Source organism: Pantoea sp. FN0302 (assembly GCF_050113775.1).
In the GTDB taxonomy this organism is placed as follows: Bacteria; Pseudomonadota; Gammaproteobacteria; order Enterobacterales; family Enterobacteriaceae; genus Mixta; species Mixta alhagi.
Genome location: NZ_JBNJSM010000003.1, coordinates 313,967 through 329,743, shown reverse-complemented (window position 1 = coordinate 329,743; position 15,777 = coordinate 313,967). Strand labels below are relative to the sequence as shown.

The window sequence follows — 15,777 nt, the reverse complement described above, 5'->3', positions numbered from 1 at the left end:
TTTGTCTAAATTTAAATAGTCTTAATAAGAATTATTATCATTCGAGGGTCTGTAATGTCGGTTCCGTTACTTCTGACTATTTTGGCTGGCGCTGCGACTTTTGTCGGCGCGTTTTTAGGCGTAATAGGCCAGAAACCATCCAACCGTATGCTGGCATTTGCGCTGGGATTTGCCGCAGGCATTATGTTGTTAATTTCTCTGATGGAAATGCTGCCTGCCGCCCTGCATACGCCAGGTATGTCGCCGCTATTAGGCTACGGAATGTTTCTGCTGGGCCTGCTCGGTTACTTTGCTCTCGATCGCCTGCTGCCCCATCAGCATCCGCAGGATTTAATGGTGCCTAACCAGCCGCCACGCAGCCTGCGACGTACGGCGATTTTACTGACGCTGGGGATCAGTTTACATAACTTCCCTGAGGGGATTGCTACTTTTGTTACTGCCAGCAGTGATTTAGAACTGGGGCTGGGCATTGCCTTAGCGGTAGCCATTCACAATATTCCGGAAGGTCTGGCGGTTGCCGGTCCCATGTATGCCGCCACCGGTTCGAAAGCGCGCGCCCTCTTCTGGGCCTGTATTTCCGGTATGGCGGAAATTCTTGGCGGCGTACTGGCATTCTTGCTGCTCGGCCCGGCGATTTCACCGGTGTTGATTGCGGCAATTATGGCTGCCGTGGCCGGTATTATGGTTGCGCTTTCTGTTGATGAACTCATGCCGCTGGCGCGTGATATTGATCCACACAGTAACCCAAGCTATGGCGTTTTATGCGGCATGACGGTGATGGGTTTTAGCCTGACATTGCTACAAAGCAGCGGGATTGGCTAATGCTATTTATCTGAAAATATTCATACAGGCATCTATATATCAATAACTTATCGCAAACAGGGGATTTTCAAGACCTGTCTGCTGTTTTTACTTTTTACCGCTTCGTAAACTCCCGTCATCTCTGCTTAATGACGGAATTACTATGCTGGTTCAGGGTGCCATTCTTTGTCTGGCTATGAATATATATCACGAAGCACGCGGGGAACCGCTAAAAGGACAAATAGCCGTCGCATCGGTAACGATGAATCGGGCTAACTGGGACGTTACGCAAATCTGTCCGGTTGTTTACGCACCAAAACAGTTTTCATGGACTCACTTAAAAAATAACGCGTTCAGCTATCCAGCCAAAGAAGATAAAAGCTGGCAGCGGGCACAACAGATAGCTCACCAGATTGTTAACGGCGAGCTTTCTGATGTGACTAATGGCGCAACCTACTATCATAATCAAACGGTAACGCCCGCCTGGAGCAGCGCATTCGCGCAAACGGCAGCCATTGGCAATCATATCTTCTATGCAAAGCGATAAAAAAAGCCGGGATTATCCCGGCTTTTTTATTGTTATCAGCAGCAGCGCATTTTAGCTTGCCTGGCGCGTTTCCTGATTGCGTCGATAAGCGATCAGATCTTCAATCGTTACCAGTGGCATATTATGCTGTTTGGCGAAGACAATAGCCTCTGGCGCATGAGCCATGGTGCCATCGTCGTTGGTCAGCTCACACAGCACGCCGGCCGGTTTAAACCCTGCCAGTGAAACCAAATCGATCGTCGCCTCAGTATGACCGCCACGGGTCAATACGCCGCCGTCGCGCGCGCGCAGAGGGAAGACATGGCCCGGACGATTTAAATCGCTGGGACGGGCATTATCGGCGATAGCGGTACGGATGGTGGTCAGGCGATCCTGGGCAGAAACGCCAGTGGTTACGCCCTGAGCAGCCTCGATGGTAACGGTAAAGCCGGTGCCAAAAGAGCTGGTATTGTTCTCTACCATCATCGGCAGATCCAGCTGCTGGCGTTGCTGCTCAGTGATGCACAGGCAGACAATGCCGCTGCCGTGACGAATGGTTAAAGCCATTTGCTCAACGGTCATGGTTTCAGCGGCGAAAATCATGTCAGCTTCATTTTCACGATTTTCGTCATCCAGCACCATTACACCGCGCCCTTCGCGCAAAGCGGCGATGGCGCGTTCTACACGCTGTTCCGGCGTGCCAAATTCAGAAAGTAGCGTCTGATTCATGGTAAATAAACCTTATCAATATTGTGGTTACCAGAATCAGGGCGTGCTTGAGGAGTGCATAAAAATAACGCGCGGCGAGCCTGGGCTCGACAGAACCGTTATCCTCTCCCATCCGGACTTTAACCGTCGGCCCCGGAATTACACCGGATCTGCTGACCTTTCCGTCGCAAAACGGGAAGCGCTCGCGGGCTTTCAGCGAATGCTGATTTACCGCCGGTGGGGAATTTCGCCCCGCCCTGAGAATAAGCGAATTTACTATAGCGCCAAACATCTTCTCCGGCAACGCACAATAGCAGCATATGCTTATGCTGTGCAGGCAAATGCCATTTTAGGTTTATCCTTTTCCAGACAGGGATTACACTTAAGTTAACTTTGTTGCGACCAGGAAACGGCCATGATTGACCCGAAAAAAATTGAACAACTTGCTCGTCAGGTACATGAAGCAATGCCGAAAGGTATTCGCGAATTTGGCGATGACGTTGAGAAGAAAATCCGCCAGGTCCTGCAGGCGCAGCTGACGCGTATGGATCTGGTAAACCGCGAAGAGTTTGATGTGCAGACGCAGGTACTGCTACGTACCCGTGAAAAGCTGGCGGTGCTGGAGCAGCGCCTGGCTGCGCTGGAAAGCCAGAGCGGGAATGCCTCAACGCCAGCCACGTCCAGCGCTTCGGTCACGCCTGCACAGGCCACACCGTCAACGGCAGCTAATACGTTCTCCACACCGGCAACGCAGACAAATACCGTTACTGCGCCGCCAACTTCCCCTGCTGCAACGCCGGCATCAGCTGCAACGCCTGCAGCAACACCGACATCAACCGCCGCAACGCCTGTGTCAGAGGATGTGGTTAAAACGGAAGATCCGAAAAGCTAATAAGCCCGGCAGGTTAAACTTTCTTAGCCTGCCGTTCTGTTTGTTGCCCGTGCTCAGGAACGAATCCGCTTAATGATATTGGTAGTTGAAATACCGTCCTCAAAGTTCAGCACGCGTACTTCGCCTCCGTTAGCCCAAACCTCTTCGCTACCGGCGATCTCTTCTGGTTTATAGTCGCCGCCTTTCACCAGCAGATCGGGCAGAATGCCCGCAATCAGCCGTTGCGGCGTATCCTCTTCAAAAGAGACTACCCAGTCGACCGACTCCAGTGCTCCCAGCACAATCATGCGATTTTCCAGCGGATTGACCGGGCGGCTGTCGCCTTTCAGGCGTCGGGTCGACGCATCGCTGTTAACCGCCACAATCAGCCGATCGCCCAGCTTACGCGCATTTGATAAATAGGAGACGTGACCGGCATGCAGAATGTCAAATACGCCGTTGGTCATAACCACTTTTTCACCGCGCTGACGAGCCAACGCAACCGCTTCTCTGAGCTGGGCTTCATTCATAATACCGAAGCCGCTTTCCGGACGTGCATGAATGGCGTTTTCCAGCTCAACGGGCGATACGGTTGAGGTACCCAATTTGCCTACCACCACACCAGCCGCAGCGTTAGCCAGGAAACAGGCGGCCTCAAGATCGTCACCTGACGCCAGCGAGGCGGCCAGCACGCCAATCACGGTATCGCCTGCGCCGGTCACATCATAAACTTCCTGCGCCTGCGTTGGTAAATGCAGCGGGGCTTTGCCCGGCTGTAACAGCGTCATGCCGTTTTCAGAGCGGGTTACCAGTAGCGCCGACAGCTCATAGTCCGCCACCAGCTGCATGCCGCGCTCAACAATCTGCGCCTCATTCTGACATTTACCCACCACGGCTTCGAACTCAGAGAGGTTCGGCGTCAGCAGCGTCGCGCCACGGTAGCGTTCAAAATCGGTGCCTTTGGGATCCACCAGCACCGGCACGTTTGCCGCACGCGCCAGCTGGATCATCTGCTGCACGCTGGCCAGCGCCCCTTTAGCGTAATCGGAGAGCACCAGCGCCCCGGAACGTGGCAGCGCCGCAGCAATACGCTGATGAAGCGGCTCAGGATCGATATCGGCAAATCCCTCTTCAAAATCAAGGCGAATTAGCTGCTGGTTCCGGGAAAGAACACGCAGTTTGGTAATAGTAGGATGCGTTGGCAGCGCCACAAAATCGCATTTTACATTGACGTTTTGCAGGCTGACGCCCAGAGCACGGGCGGCATCATCAATGCCCGTCAGGCCGATAAGACGCGACGACGCGCCCAGCGCGGCGATGTTCATCGCTACGTTAGCCGCCCCGCCAGGACGCTCTTCGACGTTGTCCACTTTCACTACCGGCACCGGCGCTTCCGGTGAAATACGGCTGGTAGGACCATACCAGTAGCGATCCAGCATCACATCGCCGACGACCAGCACTTCTGCACGGTTAAATTCGGGCAGTGTCACTTTCATTACAGAGACTCCAGACTGCAGTAAAAATATTGCGCGCGATAATAACACAGCTCGGTTAAAACGCTGCGCCGCCAGTGGCGCCTCTTTCAGCTCTCAGCTGGCAAGGTTTGCAGCCAGCGCTGCCAGCTCTCCTGAACCGTCTGCCGCTCGCGCATAAAAGATTCCATCGCGACGTGCCCCGCCTGCTCCTGCAGCGCCAGATGATGCAGCTCATCACGCAACGTAACGTAAGCCAGGGTAAGCGCTTGCGCTTCCTGTGGCGTTACTTTGTTATGCCGCGCCAGCAGTTCCAGGATGCGTACATTATCAGACCATCCGGTCAGCTTAGGCTCCTGCGCCGCATAGCGCAGCACCAGATATTGTGTAATAAATTCAATATCAGTAATGCCGCCCTCATCCGCTTTAATGTCCCATCGGCCTTTGTGCTTATGACTCAGGTGAGCATACATTTTTTCACGCATTTCGCGTACTTCGGTTTGTAACGTTGCGGCATCGCGCGGTAAACAGAGCGTTTCCCGGCGGATTGTCTCAAAGCGCTGGCTTAGTCCCGGTTCGCCATAGACGATTCGGGCCCTGACCAGCGCCTGATGCTCCCACGTCCAGGCATCGTTACGCTGATACTCTTCAAACGCGTCCAGCGTGCTTACCAGCATGCCAGCCGAGCCGGAAGGCCGCAGACGCGCATCCACTTCATACAATATTCCGGATGCGGTGCGGGTACTGAAAAGATGCATGATCCGCTGCGCCAGACGTAAGTAAAACTGGCGACCATCAATAGCGCGTTCGCCATCGGTAACCGCATCAGCCGGACAGTCATGCAAAAACACCAGATCAAGATCGGAGCTGTAGCCCAGTTCCCAGCCGCCCAGCTTGCCGTAACCAACCACGGCGAAGCCGCGATCGCCCTGTTGTAAATGTGAGGGGCGTCCGTAGCGCTGCTCCATCATATTCCACGCCTGCTGTACGACCGCCTGAATAATCGCCTCGGCCAGCCAGGTCAGGTGATCGCTTACTTTCATTACCGGCAGCGTTCCAGCTATATCCGCTGCGGCAATACGCAGATGCTGTACCTGTTTAAACTGACGCAGCGCTTCCAGTTGCTGCTCTTCATCATCTTCCGGGATACGCAGCAGATACTGCCGCAGCTCATCACGATAGGCATCCGTTGCGGTGGGCTGATAAAGCGTGGCGGGATCGAGCAGTTCATCCAGCAGAAGCGGATAGCGAGCCAGTTTGCTGGCAATCATTGGCGAGGCGGCGCACAACCGGATAAGCTGCTTGAGCGCGCCAGGCGACTCTGTCAGCAATTCAAGATAGGTGGTTCGCGTCACCACGCCCAGCAGCAATGGAATCAACCGCTGCAGAGTCATATCCGCATCGGCACGGGCGCAAACTTCATGCAGCAAACGCGGCATCAACTGATCGAGCGCCAGGCGGCCACGCGGGCCAATAGTGCGTTTATCCACATCCTGACGAAACGCATTCAGCGTGCGTGAAAGATGCTGGCGGCCAGGCTCATCAAGATGGGCCAGCAAAGCTTCCAGATCGCTTTGCTCGAGCTTATCAAGCCAAAGCTCGGTCATGCCCTGGTTTTCACTTTCTTCCGCACTGTCCGGCGTATCCTCACCGATCAGCTCATTAAAAATAAGCCGCACCTGCGCCATCTGCTCTTCCAGCGCCTGATGCAACGCCGTCCAGGATTCAAAGCCCATTGCCCAGGCAAGCCGCGCCTGATTTAACGCATCTGTCGGCAGCGTTTGCGTTTGCTCATCGGCGATGCTCTGTAACAGGTTCTCTAAGCGGCGTAAAAACAGATAGGCTTCACGTAGCGCGCTAACCTGCGGCTGCGTCAATAGATGCAGTTCTTCAATGGCGCAAAGCGTTGGCAGTAGCGAACGTTGTTGAAGCGTGCGCTCACGTCCGCCGCGAATCAGCTGGAATACCTGTACGATAAACTCGCTTTCCCGAATTCCACCGGCTCCCAGTTTGATATTGTCTTTCAGGCCGCGTCGACGCACTTCACGGGCAATCATGCCTTTCATATTACGCAACGACTGAATAACGCTGAAATCGATGTAGCGGCGATAGATAAAAGGCCGCAGCATCTGCTGCAGCTCCTGGCTCCAGCGATCCTCACTGTTGCCCATCAGCCGCGCCTTCACCATCGCATAACGTTCCCAGTCGCGTCCCTGTTCCTGGTAATAATCCTCCAGCGCCGCGAAGCTAAGCACCAGCGGTCCACTGTCGCCGAAAGGCCGCAGCCGCATATCGACCCGATAAACAAAGCCATCCGCCGTGGGCTGATCGAGCACTTTAATTAAGCGCTGGCCCAGACGGGTAAAAAATTGTGCGTTGTCCAGCTCACGCCGTCCGCCACGGGTCGATCCATTTTCCGGCCAGACAAAAATCAGATCGATATCGGAAGAGAAATTCAGCTCGCCGCCGCCCAATTTCCCCATGCCCAAAATCAGCAGCGGCTGCGGTTCACCCGCCGCGTTGCATGGGGTGCCGAAATCTTTGCAGCAGGCCTGCCACAGCCAGTCTCGCGCGGCAACAATCAGCGTTTCAGCCAGTACGCTTAACTGTTGAAGCGTGGCTTCCGTAGCGCTTTCCCCCGTGGTCTGCATCCAGGCGATACGGACCATCATCCAGCGTCGGAACAGACGTAGCTGGCGCATTAGCGCTGCTTCATCCGTTACCGTTTGCAACTGCTCATTGAGCCAGTCGGCATAGTGTTGCCATTCATCCGGCTGCGGGGGCTGCTGCGTTAGCTGCTGCCACCACTCCGGATGCTGTTGCAGGCTATCCACGATAAAATCGCTGAAGGCCAGCACCGCCTGCTGTTGCAAAGTGAGTGAGGTCAGCGGGCGTTCCAGCCGCTCCGCCGTTTTCTCTGCCTGTTGCTGCAGCAGCTCGGGCAGCGGTCCGGTTAAGGTTGGCAGCATAGCTTCTCCCTGAAAATAATCAGACGTTGCCGTTAAGCCAAAATGCGGGCTGTCTTAGCGCCTGGCGGCACAGCATATCCAGTTCGTGATAGCGATCTGCATGAATCGCCTGCGCCAGCTGTTGCCAGGGCTGTAGCCAGTTTTCTACCTCATGCTGCGGGTAAGCCCCTGCCAGCAGGCGAACGGCCAGCATCTGGCGCGACAGACGCGCCAGTTTATCCAGATACTCGTTATGCTGGCGGATCGTGATGAAGGTTTCTTTCAGATCGGCTGTCACGCGTCCCAGCATAATATCAGCGAAGCGCTTAAAAGAACCCTGAAGGCGCGCGGCGTTTTTCGGCTCAATAAAGGGACGCCAGCCGGCGTTAATCAACCAGCCGGAAAAAGTCAATTGGGCATCCAGCCATTGCGGGCGGTAACAAAAGGCTTGCGCTGTTGGCTGCTCATTTTCCAGCGTTTCAATCAGACTGGTCAGTTTTTGACGCAGCGCATTGCTGGCCTTACGCGGCACCAGCGCGCCGAATAGCGACAAGGCCTGGCGGACAGTTTCCAGCGCTTCCAGAATCGCATCACGCGCCGCTGGCTCATCGCGCAGCCATAGCTCCTCATGATACTGCCATTGCTTTAGCGCCAACGTTAATGCTGCCTGCATGCCCTCTTCAACCGTGGCTTTGGGTTTCACCTGCAGGATCGGCAGCGAGCGCACTGGCTGCTGCGGTTTCCCCTGCGCCAGCCAGTAGCCGCGCGCCGCTTTGCTCAGGCTGCCGAGCCGTAACCCTTCAGCCTTACCCAGCTCAGCGGCCAGCGCCAGCACATCAGCCAGATCGCCCTGTTTCAGCTCCAGTTCGATCTCTTGTAACGGTTCGCTGAGGTCACCTGCGCTCACCTCGCCGCGATCGAGAGCGACCTCAATTTGGCTGTTTCCATAGGTAACCAGCCAACGTTCGCGGTTGAAATGGGTGGTAAACAACGGTTTAAGTTGCTGCTGCAAGGCACTGAGATCGCACTCTTCGGGCCAGATCTCTGCCGGAAGACGTGCGATATCCAGTTCGGGTTGGGTTAGCTCAACGTTGTATTCCGGGCGCTGATGCAGACCGCCGATTGTCTTTCCAGCCGCTTTCAGCGTCATTTCATATTTTTCGCCGATGCCGCGGATGCGCAGGCCCATATCCCAGCGCCTTAACTGGTTATCCGGCGTTTCATAATAGATGTTGGTCAAGGCCAACGGGGCACTGTATTGGTGAGGCCAGGCAGCCAGCTGGCTACCCAGGCGATCCGCCGCCTGCGGCGTGGCAATGAACTTTAACTCGATTTCAATGGTCATAATTTTTCATTCAATCTTTCACTGGCACAGATATCAGGTATAAACCGAAGAGTAATGCAGATAACCTGCTGCTGTCTCTGCTTTATTATGCTTTCGCGAGCCTGGCCGCATCAGTCTGAGACCAGGATAGTTCTCATTCAGATTTTTGCGCAGCCTATCCAGACTGTGCCCTAAAATTTTTCCGGAACAGATGAAAAAACGACATCGAATGAAAAAATCACACTTTATTGGCCTGACTTTGCTGGCTTTCAGCGTTACAGCTCCCGCCCACGCCGAAGAAAAACGGTATATTTCTGATGAATTATCGACCTGGGTTCGTAGCGGTCCGGGCGATCAATATCGCCTGGTTGGCAAACTCAACGCGGGTGAGCAGGTCACTCTACTGCAAACCAATAACGCGACTCAGTATGGCCAGATTCGCGACGCAGAGGGTAAAACCAACTGGATCCCGCTGGCGCAGCTAAGCATCGAACCCAGCCTGCGTACGCGCGTGCCGCAGCTGGAACAACAGGTAAAAGATCTTACCGATAAGCTGGCTAACATCGACGGAAGCTGGAACCAGCGCACGGCGGATATGCAAAAAAAAGTAGCGGCCAGCGATACCGTAATTAACGGTCTGAAGGAAGAAAATCAGCAGCTGCGCAACCAGCTGATCGTGGCGCAGAAAAAGGTTAACGCCGCCAACGTGCAGCTTGATGACAAACAGCGCACCATCATTATGCAGTGGTTTATGTATGGCGGTGGCGTAGCGGGCGTAGGCCTGCTGCTGGGTCTGCTGTTGCCGCATATGATCCCACGTCGCAAACAAAATAATCGCTGGATGAACTAGCAAGCCGCCGCGCTTTCTTTTGCCAGCCATAACCGCAGCAGGGTGAATAACGCGCCCTGCTGCTGTCGTGTCCGTAATTTTGCTATTGTTGTGCCAGAATATTCCTGCTGGACATCTCTTTTTGCCGGTCTGAATGGTTGATACCGGCACGCCTGATAATTAATTTTCTGAACTCTGGAGAAACCCCGTAGTGAAAACATACCTTGTCGGTGGCGCGGTTCGCGATGGTTTGCTGAAGCTGCCGGTCAAAGACAAAGATTGGGTAGTAGTAGGCGCCACGCCTGACATGATGCTGGAGCAGGGTTACCAACAGGTCGGGCGCGATTTTCCGGTCTTTTTGCATCCGGCAAGCCGCGAAGAATATGCTTTAGCTCGCACCGAACGTAAATCGGGCAGCGGCTATACCGGTTTTGTCACCTGGTTTGCGCCGGACGTGACGCTGGAGCAGGATCTGCAACGGCGCGATCTGACCATTAATGCGATCGCACAGGATGAGGCTGGCAATTATATCGACCCTTACCAGGGCCGGTTAGATCTGGAGAAACGCCTGCTGCGCCACGTCTCCGCTGCCTTTATTGAAGATCCGCTACGCGTGCTGCGCGTAGCGCGCTTCGCCGCCCGCTACGCACACTTAAGCTTTCGCATTGCCGATGAAACCATGGCGTTGATGCGGGCGATGGCCGCCAGCGGCGAGCTGGCCCACCTGACCGCCGAGCGTGTCTGGAAAGAGACAGAAAATGCGTTATCCACGCCCAATCCGCACGTCTACTTTCAGGTGCTTCGTGACTGCGGCGCGCTGGCGGTTTTGTTCCCGGAAATCGACAATCTTTTCGGCGTACCCGCGCCGGCCAAATGGCATCCGGAAATCGATACCGGCATTCATACGCTGATGACTGTCGCTATCGCGGCTCAGCTGACGCCAGAAGTGGATGTGCGTTTTTCCACGCTTTGTCATGATGTCGGGAAGGGCCTGACGCCGCCGGAAAAATGGCCCAGCCATCCGGGCCACGGTCCTGCTGGCGTGCCGCTGGTAGAGAATATTTGCCGTCGTTTGCGCGTGCCAAATCATATCCGCGATCTGGCCGTGCTGGTGGCGGAGTTTCATGATGTAGTACATACCATTGAAAACCAGACGGCGGAGCGGCTGGTGGCCCTGTTCGATCGCATGGACGCCTGGCGTAAACCGCAGCGCATTAACCAGCTGGCGCAAACCAGCGAGGCGGATGCGCGTGGCCGTGCCGGATGGGAAAGCAATCCCTATCCGCAGGGAGAGTATCTGAATCAGGCGTTTCGCATCGTACAGGCTGTTCCCACTAAAGCTGTGGTAGAGTCCGGTTTCAAAGGCGTGCAGGTTCGTGAAGAGCTGACTCGCCGTCGCATTGCAGCGCTTCAGCAGTGGCAAATGGATCAGGCCCACCCGGCTTAAGCAATAAAAAAGGAGGCGCAGGCGCCTCCTTTTTTTCGTGCTAGTGATGGCGTTATACAAACACCATATAAACAGCTGCCGCTACGATAAAACGGTAGATGGCGAAAGGCACGAAAGAGATACGTTTGATGAGATGCAGGAACAGTTTGATGGCGATCAACGCCACGATAAAGGCGGTGACAAACCCCACCGCAAACATCGGCAGATCATCCATCGTCAGGAACCCTCTGCTTTTATAGAGATCCAGCACGGTGGCGCCCATCATCATCGGTACGGCCAGGATAAAAGAGAATTCAGAAGCCGCATAGCGACTTACGCCCATCAGCATCCCACCGGAAATGGTCGCGCCCGAACGGGAAAAGCCAGGCCAGAGAGCAAGACATTGAAAGCAGCCAATCATAAATGCCTGCAGATAGGTAATATCATCGATACCCGGCGCTTTTGGCTGTTTTGGCTTAAAGAACTCCGCCACCAGCAGCAGCACGCCGCCGACGATTAACGCATACATTACGTTGATAGGGTTAAACAGCGTTTTGATTTGATCGTGAAAGAGCAGGCCGACAGCAACCGCCGGAATCATACCCAGCAGGATGTGGATCAAAGTGAGATGCCCGGTTCCCACGCCTTCATGCTTAACTTCGCCGAAATGGATTCCGATTAAGCCGAACAGCCGACGCCAGAACATAAAGACCACGGCGAGAATAGAGCCAAGCTGAATCACCACTTCAAACGTTTCTGCTTTATCTCCCTCAAAGCCCAGCAGATGCCCAACAATGATCATATGTCCCGTGGATGAAACTGGGAGAAACTCCGTCAATCCTTCAACAATGCCAAGGATTGCAGCCACCCAAAGCTGATGAATATCTGCCATCAAATGTCCTCTACCCTAATGTTTAAACCATTAAAAAAGCGGACGTCGGGAACGTAGCCGCCAGAAAATGCGCCAACTCAGCGTAACGCCGCGTTTTTGACAGCCATAATGTGGTTCGGTTTCATTGTGATAGCAATCACATTGGATCTATTTCAGAATTGTCCCCGCTGGTGCTGACGCGTTCCGCGCTCGATGATCACGCCAACCTGAGCCGCCTGCGCTACGGCACCAGGCTTGCTGAGCTTAATGCGCACCCACGGCGAAGCAAAGCGGGCCATCAGCAGCGTGGCGACTTCTTCTGCCACCCTTTCCACCAGCGCAAAACGCCCCTGCCCGACATGCTCGATAATTGCCGTAGCCACATCCGCATAGCTCAGACAATCATTAACATCATCACTGGCTGCCGCTTTGCGGTTATCCCAGGCCAGCTCGACATCGAAAACCAGCTTCTGCTGGATGGTCTGTTCCCAGTCATAAACGCCAATCGTGGTAATCACCGACAGCTGTTCAATAAATACGATATCCATGAGGGCACTCTCTGTTTTTGCGTTAACCGGATACCACTTCCGGCGAATTATGCGTATTATCCACAGATGATGAGAATAAAACGACCCTTACGAAACGGAACGGTGTTATGAGTGCAATCGCGCTTGGTATGATTATTTTCGCGTATCTGTGCGGCTCCATTTCCAGCGCTATTTTAGTTTGTCGCCTCGCGGGCCTGCCCGATCCACGCCATAACGGCTCCGGTAATCCTGGTGCCACAAATGTGCTGAGGATAGGCGGTAAAGGCGCTGCGGCAACCGTACTGGTTTTCGACGTTCTCAAAGGCATGTTGCCCGTCTGGCTTGCCTGGGCGCTGGGCATTTCGCCTATCTATCTTGGCCTGACCGCCATTGCCGCCTGCCTTGGGCATATCTATCCGGTGTTTTTCCGTTTTCGCGGCGGTAAAGGCGTCGCCACCGCCTTTGGTGCCATTGCGCCCATCGGCTGGGATTTGACCGGTTTGATGACCGGCACCTGGCTGCTCACCGTGTTGCTGAGCGGCTACTCTTCATTAGGCGCGATAGTCAGCGCGCTTATCGCACCTTTCTATGTCTGGTGGTTTAAACCCCAGTTTACCTTCCCGGTCGCCATGCTTTCCTGCCTGATCCTGTTACGTCATCACGATAATATCCAACGGTTATGGCGTGGACAGGAGAAGAAAATATGGAAAAAGAAAAAACGTTCTTAATAAATTAATTATTAGGAGGTTAACTATTCCTGTTTCAAGTGAGATCCCAGTTTAATAAATTAAATGCTGCCACGTTACGTCATTCTCCTGGTAATTTTATTACTTTCATATTCATCATTTTATCTTTAACCAAAAAGACAACAACGCTTTTTCTATGATTGTTAACATCTAACCGGTGAAAGGAAAAATCTCGCATGCGGCAAACAATATTCATTTCGGAAGCCAGGCATGTTATTTCCCTTCGTGCTCGGGGTTAACCACCATTGTGCTATTCATCAATTTTTTATAACATCACGTGGCAATTTATTGCTTCCACTCGTGGGAAAATACTCTACAAAATATTAAAGGATTAACTAATGAGAGAGTTAACGCAAGTTGAATATAGCGCGATAAGCGGTGCAGGCTATATTTCTCAAATCGGCGGTTCGATTGGCAACTTTATTGGCGAAGCGATCTACTCCTTTTTACCGGAACTACCGGTGCAGTTACCGATTATCGGTAAGCTTAATTTTAAAGAATACTTTCCTGAACTCGGTGGTAATGTGGGTAAAAACCTGGGAAAACAAATTGGCAACGGCATTGAAAATGTACTCAGTAGAATTCCGGTGATCGGTGGCATCTTGGGTAAAGTGCTCGGCAATTAATCCGTATGCTGGACGGAGCGTCTCTTATATTGGTTTGCCGACTCGCTGGCCTTCCCGCTCCGCGACATAACGGCTCAGGAAATCCCAACGCCACTAATATTCAGCAGCTGTGGCGTGGGCAAAAGACGAACATCTGGAAGAGAAAGCATAAATCACGAAGTTAATTTTACCTTCTGGCATATGTCATTTCAGTTGGCAGATAAGTTGGCCGGAAATCTGCACCAGGCCACGATAAATTAACGTATAAAATATCTTCTGAATTTTATTAATCAGCTTCAACCGGTAACTGGAAAAGGATAAAAAACACAAAGGAAACTAGTTATTTCTCATAAGATCAGGCTATTAGATTGACGTTTAATTTATTTTCGTTTTAAAGTAGGATTATACAATGGCAAAATCGAGCAACGTGAGCGCGCTACGTCGCATCCCTGTTCTACCGTTCATTGTATAAAGTAACCTTGCTTTATAAGCAATTCACTACCATTTTATAAGGGACTTAAAAATGAGAAATCTTACTATACGTGAAATCAACCATGTCAGCGGCGGTCTTTACTTGGGCGAAGATGGGGAATTACATAATGCAGTACCTGAATGGCAACAAGTTTTAGATAACGTTAAAAACGCGGTTTATCAATTTCTAAACCCAATAGCTAAATTGTTTGGCGTCGAACTGACACATCCTGGCTACATGGTAGGCATCGGCAAACCTTAAAGCCAACGTATTGGTATTTTTTACACGGCCTCGTTTATTACCACTATATACGAGGCCGATACGGTTATATATTCCATCCTTTAAAAAGATGGTTAGAACAGAAATTAATCGGACTGACGCCGACAACTGATTAAATCAAGCGATACGAATGGTCACTCGTCTGATATTACTAAGCAACGTTATGAGGAAATGGCCTTGTTAACCGGAGCGACTTATACGCTCCGGTAATCGAACCAGCACTAATAAACGCTTACTTTCCTGAATCAGCCAGCCCTCTAGATCAAAATGACTCCGTCGTGACAGAAACACTCTTCTCAGGCAATGGCCGGCAGCTCAGCCAGCGGCCAGCGAGGGCGCACGCTAACGCCAAGCTCTCCGCGCGTTCCCCCTTTTAAACGCACCATACCGGCATAGGCGATCATCGCCCCGTTATCGGTACAAAACTCAGGTCGCGCATAAAACACTTCGCCGCCACGCGCCTGCATCACTTCAGCCAGCTTCGCACGCAGCGTACGGTTAGCACTGACGCCGCCAGCCATGACCAGACGCTTAAATCCGGTTTGATCCAGGGCCCGCTTGCATTTAATCGCCAGCGTATCAACCACCGCATCCTCAAAAGCGCGCGCAATATCAGCCTGCGTCTGCGCATCATTGCTGTTTTCACGGATGGTGTTCGCTGCAAAGGTTTTTAAACCTGAAAAGCTAAAATCCAGCCCGGGGCGATCGGTCATGGGACGCGGGAAGGTGAAGCGGCCAGCAATGCCCTGCTGCGCCATACGCGACAGCATTGGGCCGCCGGGATAATCCAGACCAAGCAGCTTCGCGGTTTTATCAAACGCCTCACCGGCGGCATCATCAATCGATTCGCCCAATAGCGTGTATTCACCAATGCCGGTTACGCCGATCAGCTGCGTATGGCCGCCTGAAACCAGCAGCGCAACAAAAGGAAACTCTGGCGGATTATCTTCCAGCATCGGCGCAAGCAGATGCCCTTCCATATGGTGTACCGGCACGGCAGGCACCTGCCAGGCGAACGCCAGCGAGCGGCCAATCGTTGCGCCCACTAACAGAGCCCCCACCAGACCTGGCCCGGCGGTATAGGCTACCGCATCTATATCTTTGCCCTGCAGACCGGCCTCTTTCAGCGCTGCCTGAATTAACGGCACCGTTTTACGCACATGATCGCGCGAAGCCAGTTCCGGCACCACCCCGCCATAATCGGCATGGACTTTCACCTGACTATAGAGTTGATTAGCGAGCAAACCGGCTTCATCGTCATAAATGGCAATACCGGTTTCATCACAGGATGTTTCAATACCCAGAACGCGCATGGTTGCTTTACCTCTCAGTTGCGGCGCGCAGTGTACCATAGCCAGCCAGCACTCCGGGG

Annotated in this window: 15 protein-coding genes, 1 pseudogene and 1 riboswitch; of the genes and pseudogenes, 9 read left to right on the top strand and 7 right to left on the bottom strand. The window is 53.1% G+C overall.

Annotation, left to right across the window (positions count from 1 at the left end; translation table 11 throughout):
- The first annotated feature begins 54 nt into the window (after positions 1–54).
- Both zupT and ACQE32_RS14490 read left to right on the top strand, forming a co-directional pair.
- Entirely contained in the window at positions 55–822 is a 768-nt protein-coding gene (zupT, locus tag ACQE32_RS14495; RefSeq protein ID WP_426973485.1) for a zinc transporter ZupT, read from the top strand.
- A gap of 142 nt (positions 823–964) precedes the next feature.
- On the top strand, positions 965–1,348 hold the full coding sequence (locus tag ACQE32_RS14490) for a cell wall hydrolase (protein WP_426973484.1): 384 nt from the start codon (positions 965–967) through the stop codon (positions 1,346–1,348).
- A gap of 51 nt (positions 1,349–1,399) precedes the next feature.
- Here ACQE32_RS14490 and ribB read toward each other — a convergent pair whose 3' ends face one another.
- Complete coding sequence (ribB, locus tag ACQE32_RS14485; protein ID WP_250650902.1) at positions 1,400–2,056, bottom strand: 3,4-dihydroxy-2-butanone-4-phosphate synthase; 657 nt, start codon at positions 2,054–2,056, stop codon at positions 1,400–1,402.
- A gap of 96 nt (positions 2,057–2,152) precedes the next feature.
- A riboswitch (FMN riboswitch) is annotated at positions 2,153–2,304 on the bottom strand.
- A 146-nt stretch (positions 2,305–2,450) separates the two neighbouring features.
- Between ribB and ubiK the strand changes: the two genes are divergently transcribed.
- The gene (gene ubiK, locus ACQE32_RS14480) at positions 2,451–2,927 is read left to right on the top strand and encodes a ubiquinone biosynthesis accessory factor UbiK (protein WP_426973482.1); all 477 of its coding nucleotides are present in this window, start codon (positions 2,451–2,453) and stop codon (positions 2,925–2,927) included.
- A 53-nt stretch (positions 2,928–2,980) separates the two neighbouring features.
- On the opposite strand, the gene hldE is transcribed toward ubiK, so the two are convergent.
- From hldE to ACQE32_RS14465, 3 genes are all read right to left on the bottom strand, one after another.
- Positions 2,981–4,402 carry a bifunctional D-glycero-beta-D-manno-heptose-7-phosphate kinase/D-glycero-beta-D-manno-heptose 1-phosphate adenylyltransferase HldE gene (hldE, locus tag ACQE32_RS14475; protein ID WP_426973480.1) on the bottom strand — a complete coding sequence of 474 codons (1,422 nt, stop codon included), beginning with the start codon at positions 4,400–4,402 and terminating at the stop codon, positions 2,981–2,983.
- Between the two features lie 86 nt (positions 4,403–4,488).
- Positions 4,489–7,347, bottom strand: coding sequence for a bifunctional [glutamate--ammonia ligase]-adenylyl-L-tyrosine phosphorylase/[glutamate--ammonia-ligase] adenylyltransferase (glnE, locus tag ACQE32_RS14470; protein WP_426973479.1), 2,859 nt, complete (start codon positions 7,345–7,347; stop codon positions 4,489–4,491).
- A gap of 19 nt (positions 7,348–7,366) precedes the next feature.
- A complete protein-coding gene (locus tag ACQE32_RS14465) occupies positions 7,367–8,671 on the bottom strand; it encodes an inorganic triphosphatase (RefSeq protein ID WP_426973477.1) in 1,305 nt (434 codons plus the stop codon).
- 208 nt (positions 8,672–8,879) lie between these two features.
- On the opposite strand from ACQE32_RS14465, the gene ACQE32_RS14460 reads away from it, so the two are divergent.
- Together ACQE32_RS14460 and ACQE32_RS14455 are read left to right on the top strand one after the other, a co-directional pair.
- Positions 8,880–9,500, top strand: a complete 621-nt coding sequence (locus ACQE32_RS14460) for a TIGR04211 family SH3 domain-containing protein (RefSeq protein ID WP_085070024.1) — start codon at positions 8,880–8,882, stop codon at positions 9,498–9,500.
- A gap of 190 nt (positions 9,501–9,690) precedes the next feature.
- Positions 9,691–10,926, top strand: coding sequence for a multifunctional CCA addition/repair protein (locus ACQE32_RS14455; RefSeq protein ID WP_426973475.1), 1,236 nt, complete (start codon positions 9,691–9,693; stop codon positions 10,924–10,926).
- Between the two features lie 52 nt (positions 10,927–10,978).
- Here ACQE32_RS14455 and bacA read toward each other — a convergent pair whose 3' ends face one another.
- Complete coding sequence (gene bacA / locus ACQE32_RS14450; RefSeq protein WP_427022003.1) at positions 10,979–11,797, bottom strand: undecaprenyl-diphosphate phosphatase; 819 nt, start codon at positions 11,795–11,797, stop codon at positions 10,979–10,981.
- 152 nt (positions 11,798–11,949) lie between these two features.
- On the bottom strand, positions 11,950–12,324 hold the full coding sequence (folB, locus tag ACQE32_RS14445; RefSeq protein WP_085070019.1) for a bifunctional dihydroneopterin aldolase/7,8-dihydroneopterin epimerase: 375 nt from the start codon (positions 12,322–12,324) through the stop codon (positions 11,950–11,952).
- Positions 12,325–12,431: 107 nt separating this feature from the next.
- Between folB and plsY the strand changes: the two genes are divergently transcribed.
- The 4 genes and pseudogenes from plsY (at position 12,432) to ACQE32_RS14425 (ending at position 14,387) form a co-directional block, all read left to right on the top strand.
- Positions 12,432–13,031, top strand: a complete 600-nt coding sequence (gene plsY, locus ACQE32_RS14440; RefSeq protein ID WP_427022002.1) for a glycerol-3-phosphate 1-O-acyltransferase PlsY — start codon at positions 12,432–12,434, stop codon at positions 13,029–13,031.
- Between the two features lie 356 nt (positions 13,032–13,387).
- Positions 13,388–13,675, top strand: a complete 288-nt coding sequence (locus tag ACQE32_RS14435) for a hypothetical protein (RefSeq protein ID WP_426973469.1) — start codon at positions 13,388–13,390, stop codon at positions 13,673–13,675.
- A gap of 5 nt (positions 13,676–13,680) precedes the next feature.
- Positions 13,681–13,785, top strand: a pseudogene (locus tag ACQE32_RS14430) (hypothetical protein); the annotation flags it as partial.
- Positions 13,786–14,177: 392 nt separating this feature from the next.
- The gene (locus ACQE32_RS14425; protein WP_426973467.1) at positions 14,178–14,387 is read left to right on the top strand and encodes a hypothetical protein; all 210 of its coding nucleotides are present in this window, start codon (positions 14,178–14,180) and stop codon (positions 14,385–14,387) included.
- Positions 14,388–14,701: 314 nt separating this feature from the next.
- On the opposite strand, the gene tsaD is transcribed toward ACQE32_RS14425, so the two are convergent.
- Positions 14,702–15,718: a tRNA (adenosine(37)-N6)-threonylcarbamoyltransferase complex transferase subunit TsaD gene (gene tsaD, locus ACQE32_RS14420; RefSeq protein WP_426981956.1), complete on the bottom strand. Its 1,017-nt coding sequence runs from the start codon at positions 15,716–15,718 to the stop codon at positions 14,702–14,704.
- Positions 15,719–15,777: the final 59 nt, after the last annotated feature.

Bases quoted from the DNA above. Each gene is read 5' to 3' on its own strand.
- ACQE32_RS14490 (WP_426973484.1), top strand. From the start codon at position 965: ATGCTGGTTCAGGGTGCCATTCTTTGTCTGGCTATGAATATATATCAC.
- ACQE32_RS14435 (WP_426973469.1), top strand. From the start codon at position 13,388: ATGAGAGAGTTAACGCAAGTTGAATATAGCGCGATAAGCGGTGCAGGC.
- ACQE32_RS14460 (WP_085070024.1), top strand. From the start codon at position 8,880: ATGAAAAAATCACACTTTATTGGCCTGACTTTGCTGGCTTTCAGCGTT.
- folB (WP_085070019.1), bottom strand. From the start codon at position 12,324: ATGGATATCGTATTTATTGAACAGCTGTCGGTGATTACCACGATTGGC.
- glnE (WP_426973479.1), bottom strand. From the start codon at position 7,347: ATGCTGCCAACCTTAACCGGACCGCTGCCCGAGCTGCTGCAGCAACAG.
- tsaD (WP_426981956.1), bottom strand. From the start codon at position 15,718: ATGCGCGTTCTGGGTATTGAAACATCCTGTGATGAAACCGGTATTGCC.
- ribB (WP_250650902.1), bottom strand. From the start codon at position 2,056: ATGAATCAGACGCTACTTTCTGAATTTGGCACGCCGGAACAGCGTGTA.
- plsY (WP_427022002.1), top strand. From the start codon at position 12,432: ATGAGTGCAATCGCGCTTGGTATGATTATTTTCGCGTATCTGTGCGGC.
- zupT (WP_426973485.1), top strand. From the start codon at position 55: ATGTCGGTTCCGTTACTTCTGACTATTTTGGCTGGCGCTGCGACTTTT.
- ubiK (WP_426973482.1), top strand. From the start codon at position 2,451: ATGATTGACCCGAAAAAAATTGAACAACTTGCTCGTCAGGTACATGAA.
- bacA (WP_427022003.1), bottom strand. From the start codon at position 11,797: ATGGCAGATATTCATCAGCTTTGGGTGGCTGCAATCCTTGGCATTGTT.
- ACQE32_RS14425 (WP_426973467.1), top strand. From the start codon at position 14,178: ATGAGAAATCTTACTATACGTGAAATCAACCATGTCAGCGGCGGTCTT.
- hldE (WP_426973480.1), bottom strand. From the start codon at position 4,402: ATGAAAGTGACACTGCCCGAATTTAACCGTGCAGAAGTGCTGGTCGTC.
- ACQE32_RS14465 (WP_426973477.1), bottom strand. From the start codon at position 8,671: ATGACCATTGAAATCGAGTTAAAGTTCATTGCCACGCCGCAGGCGGCG.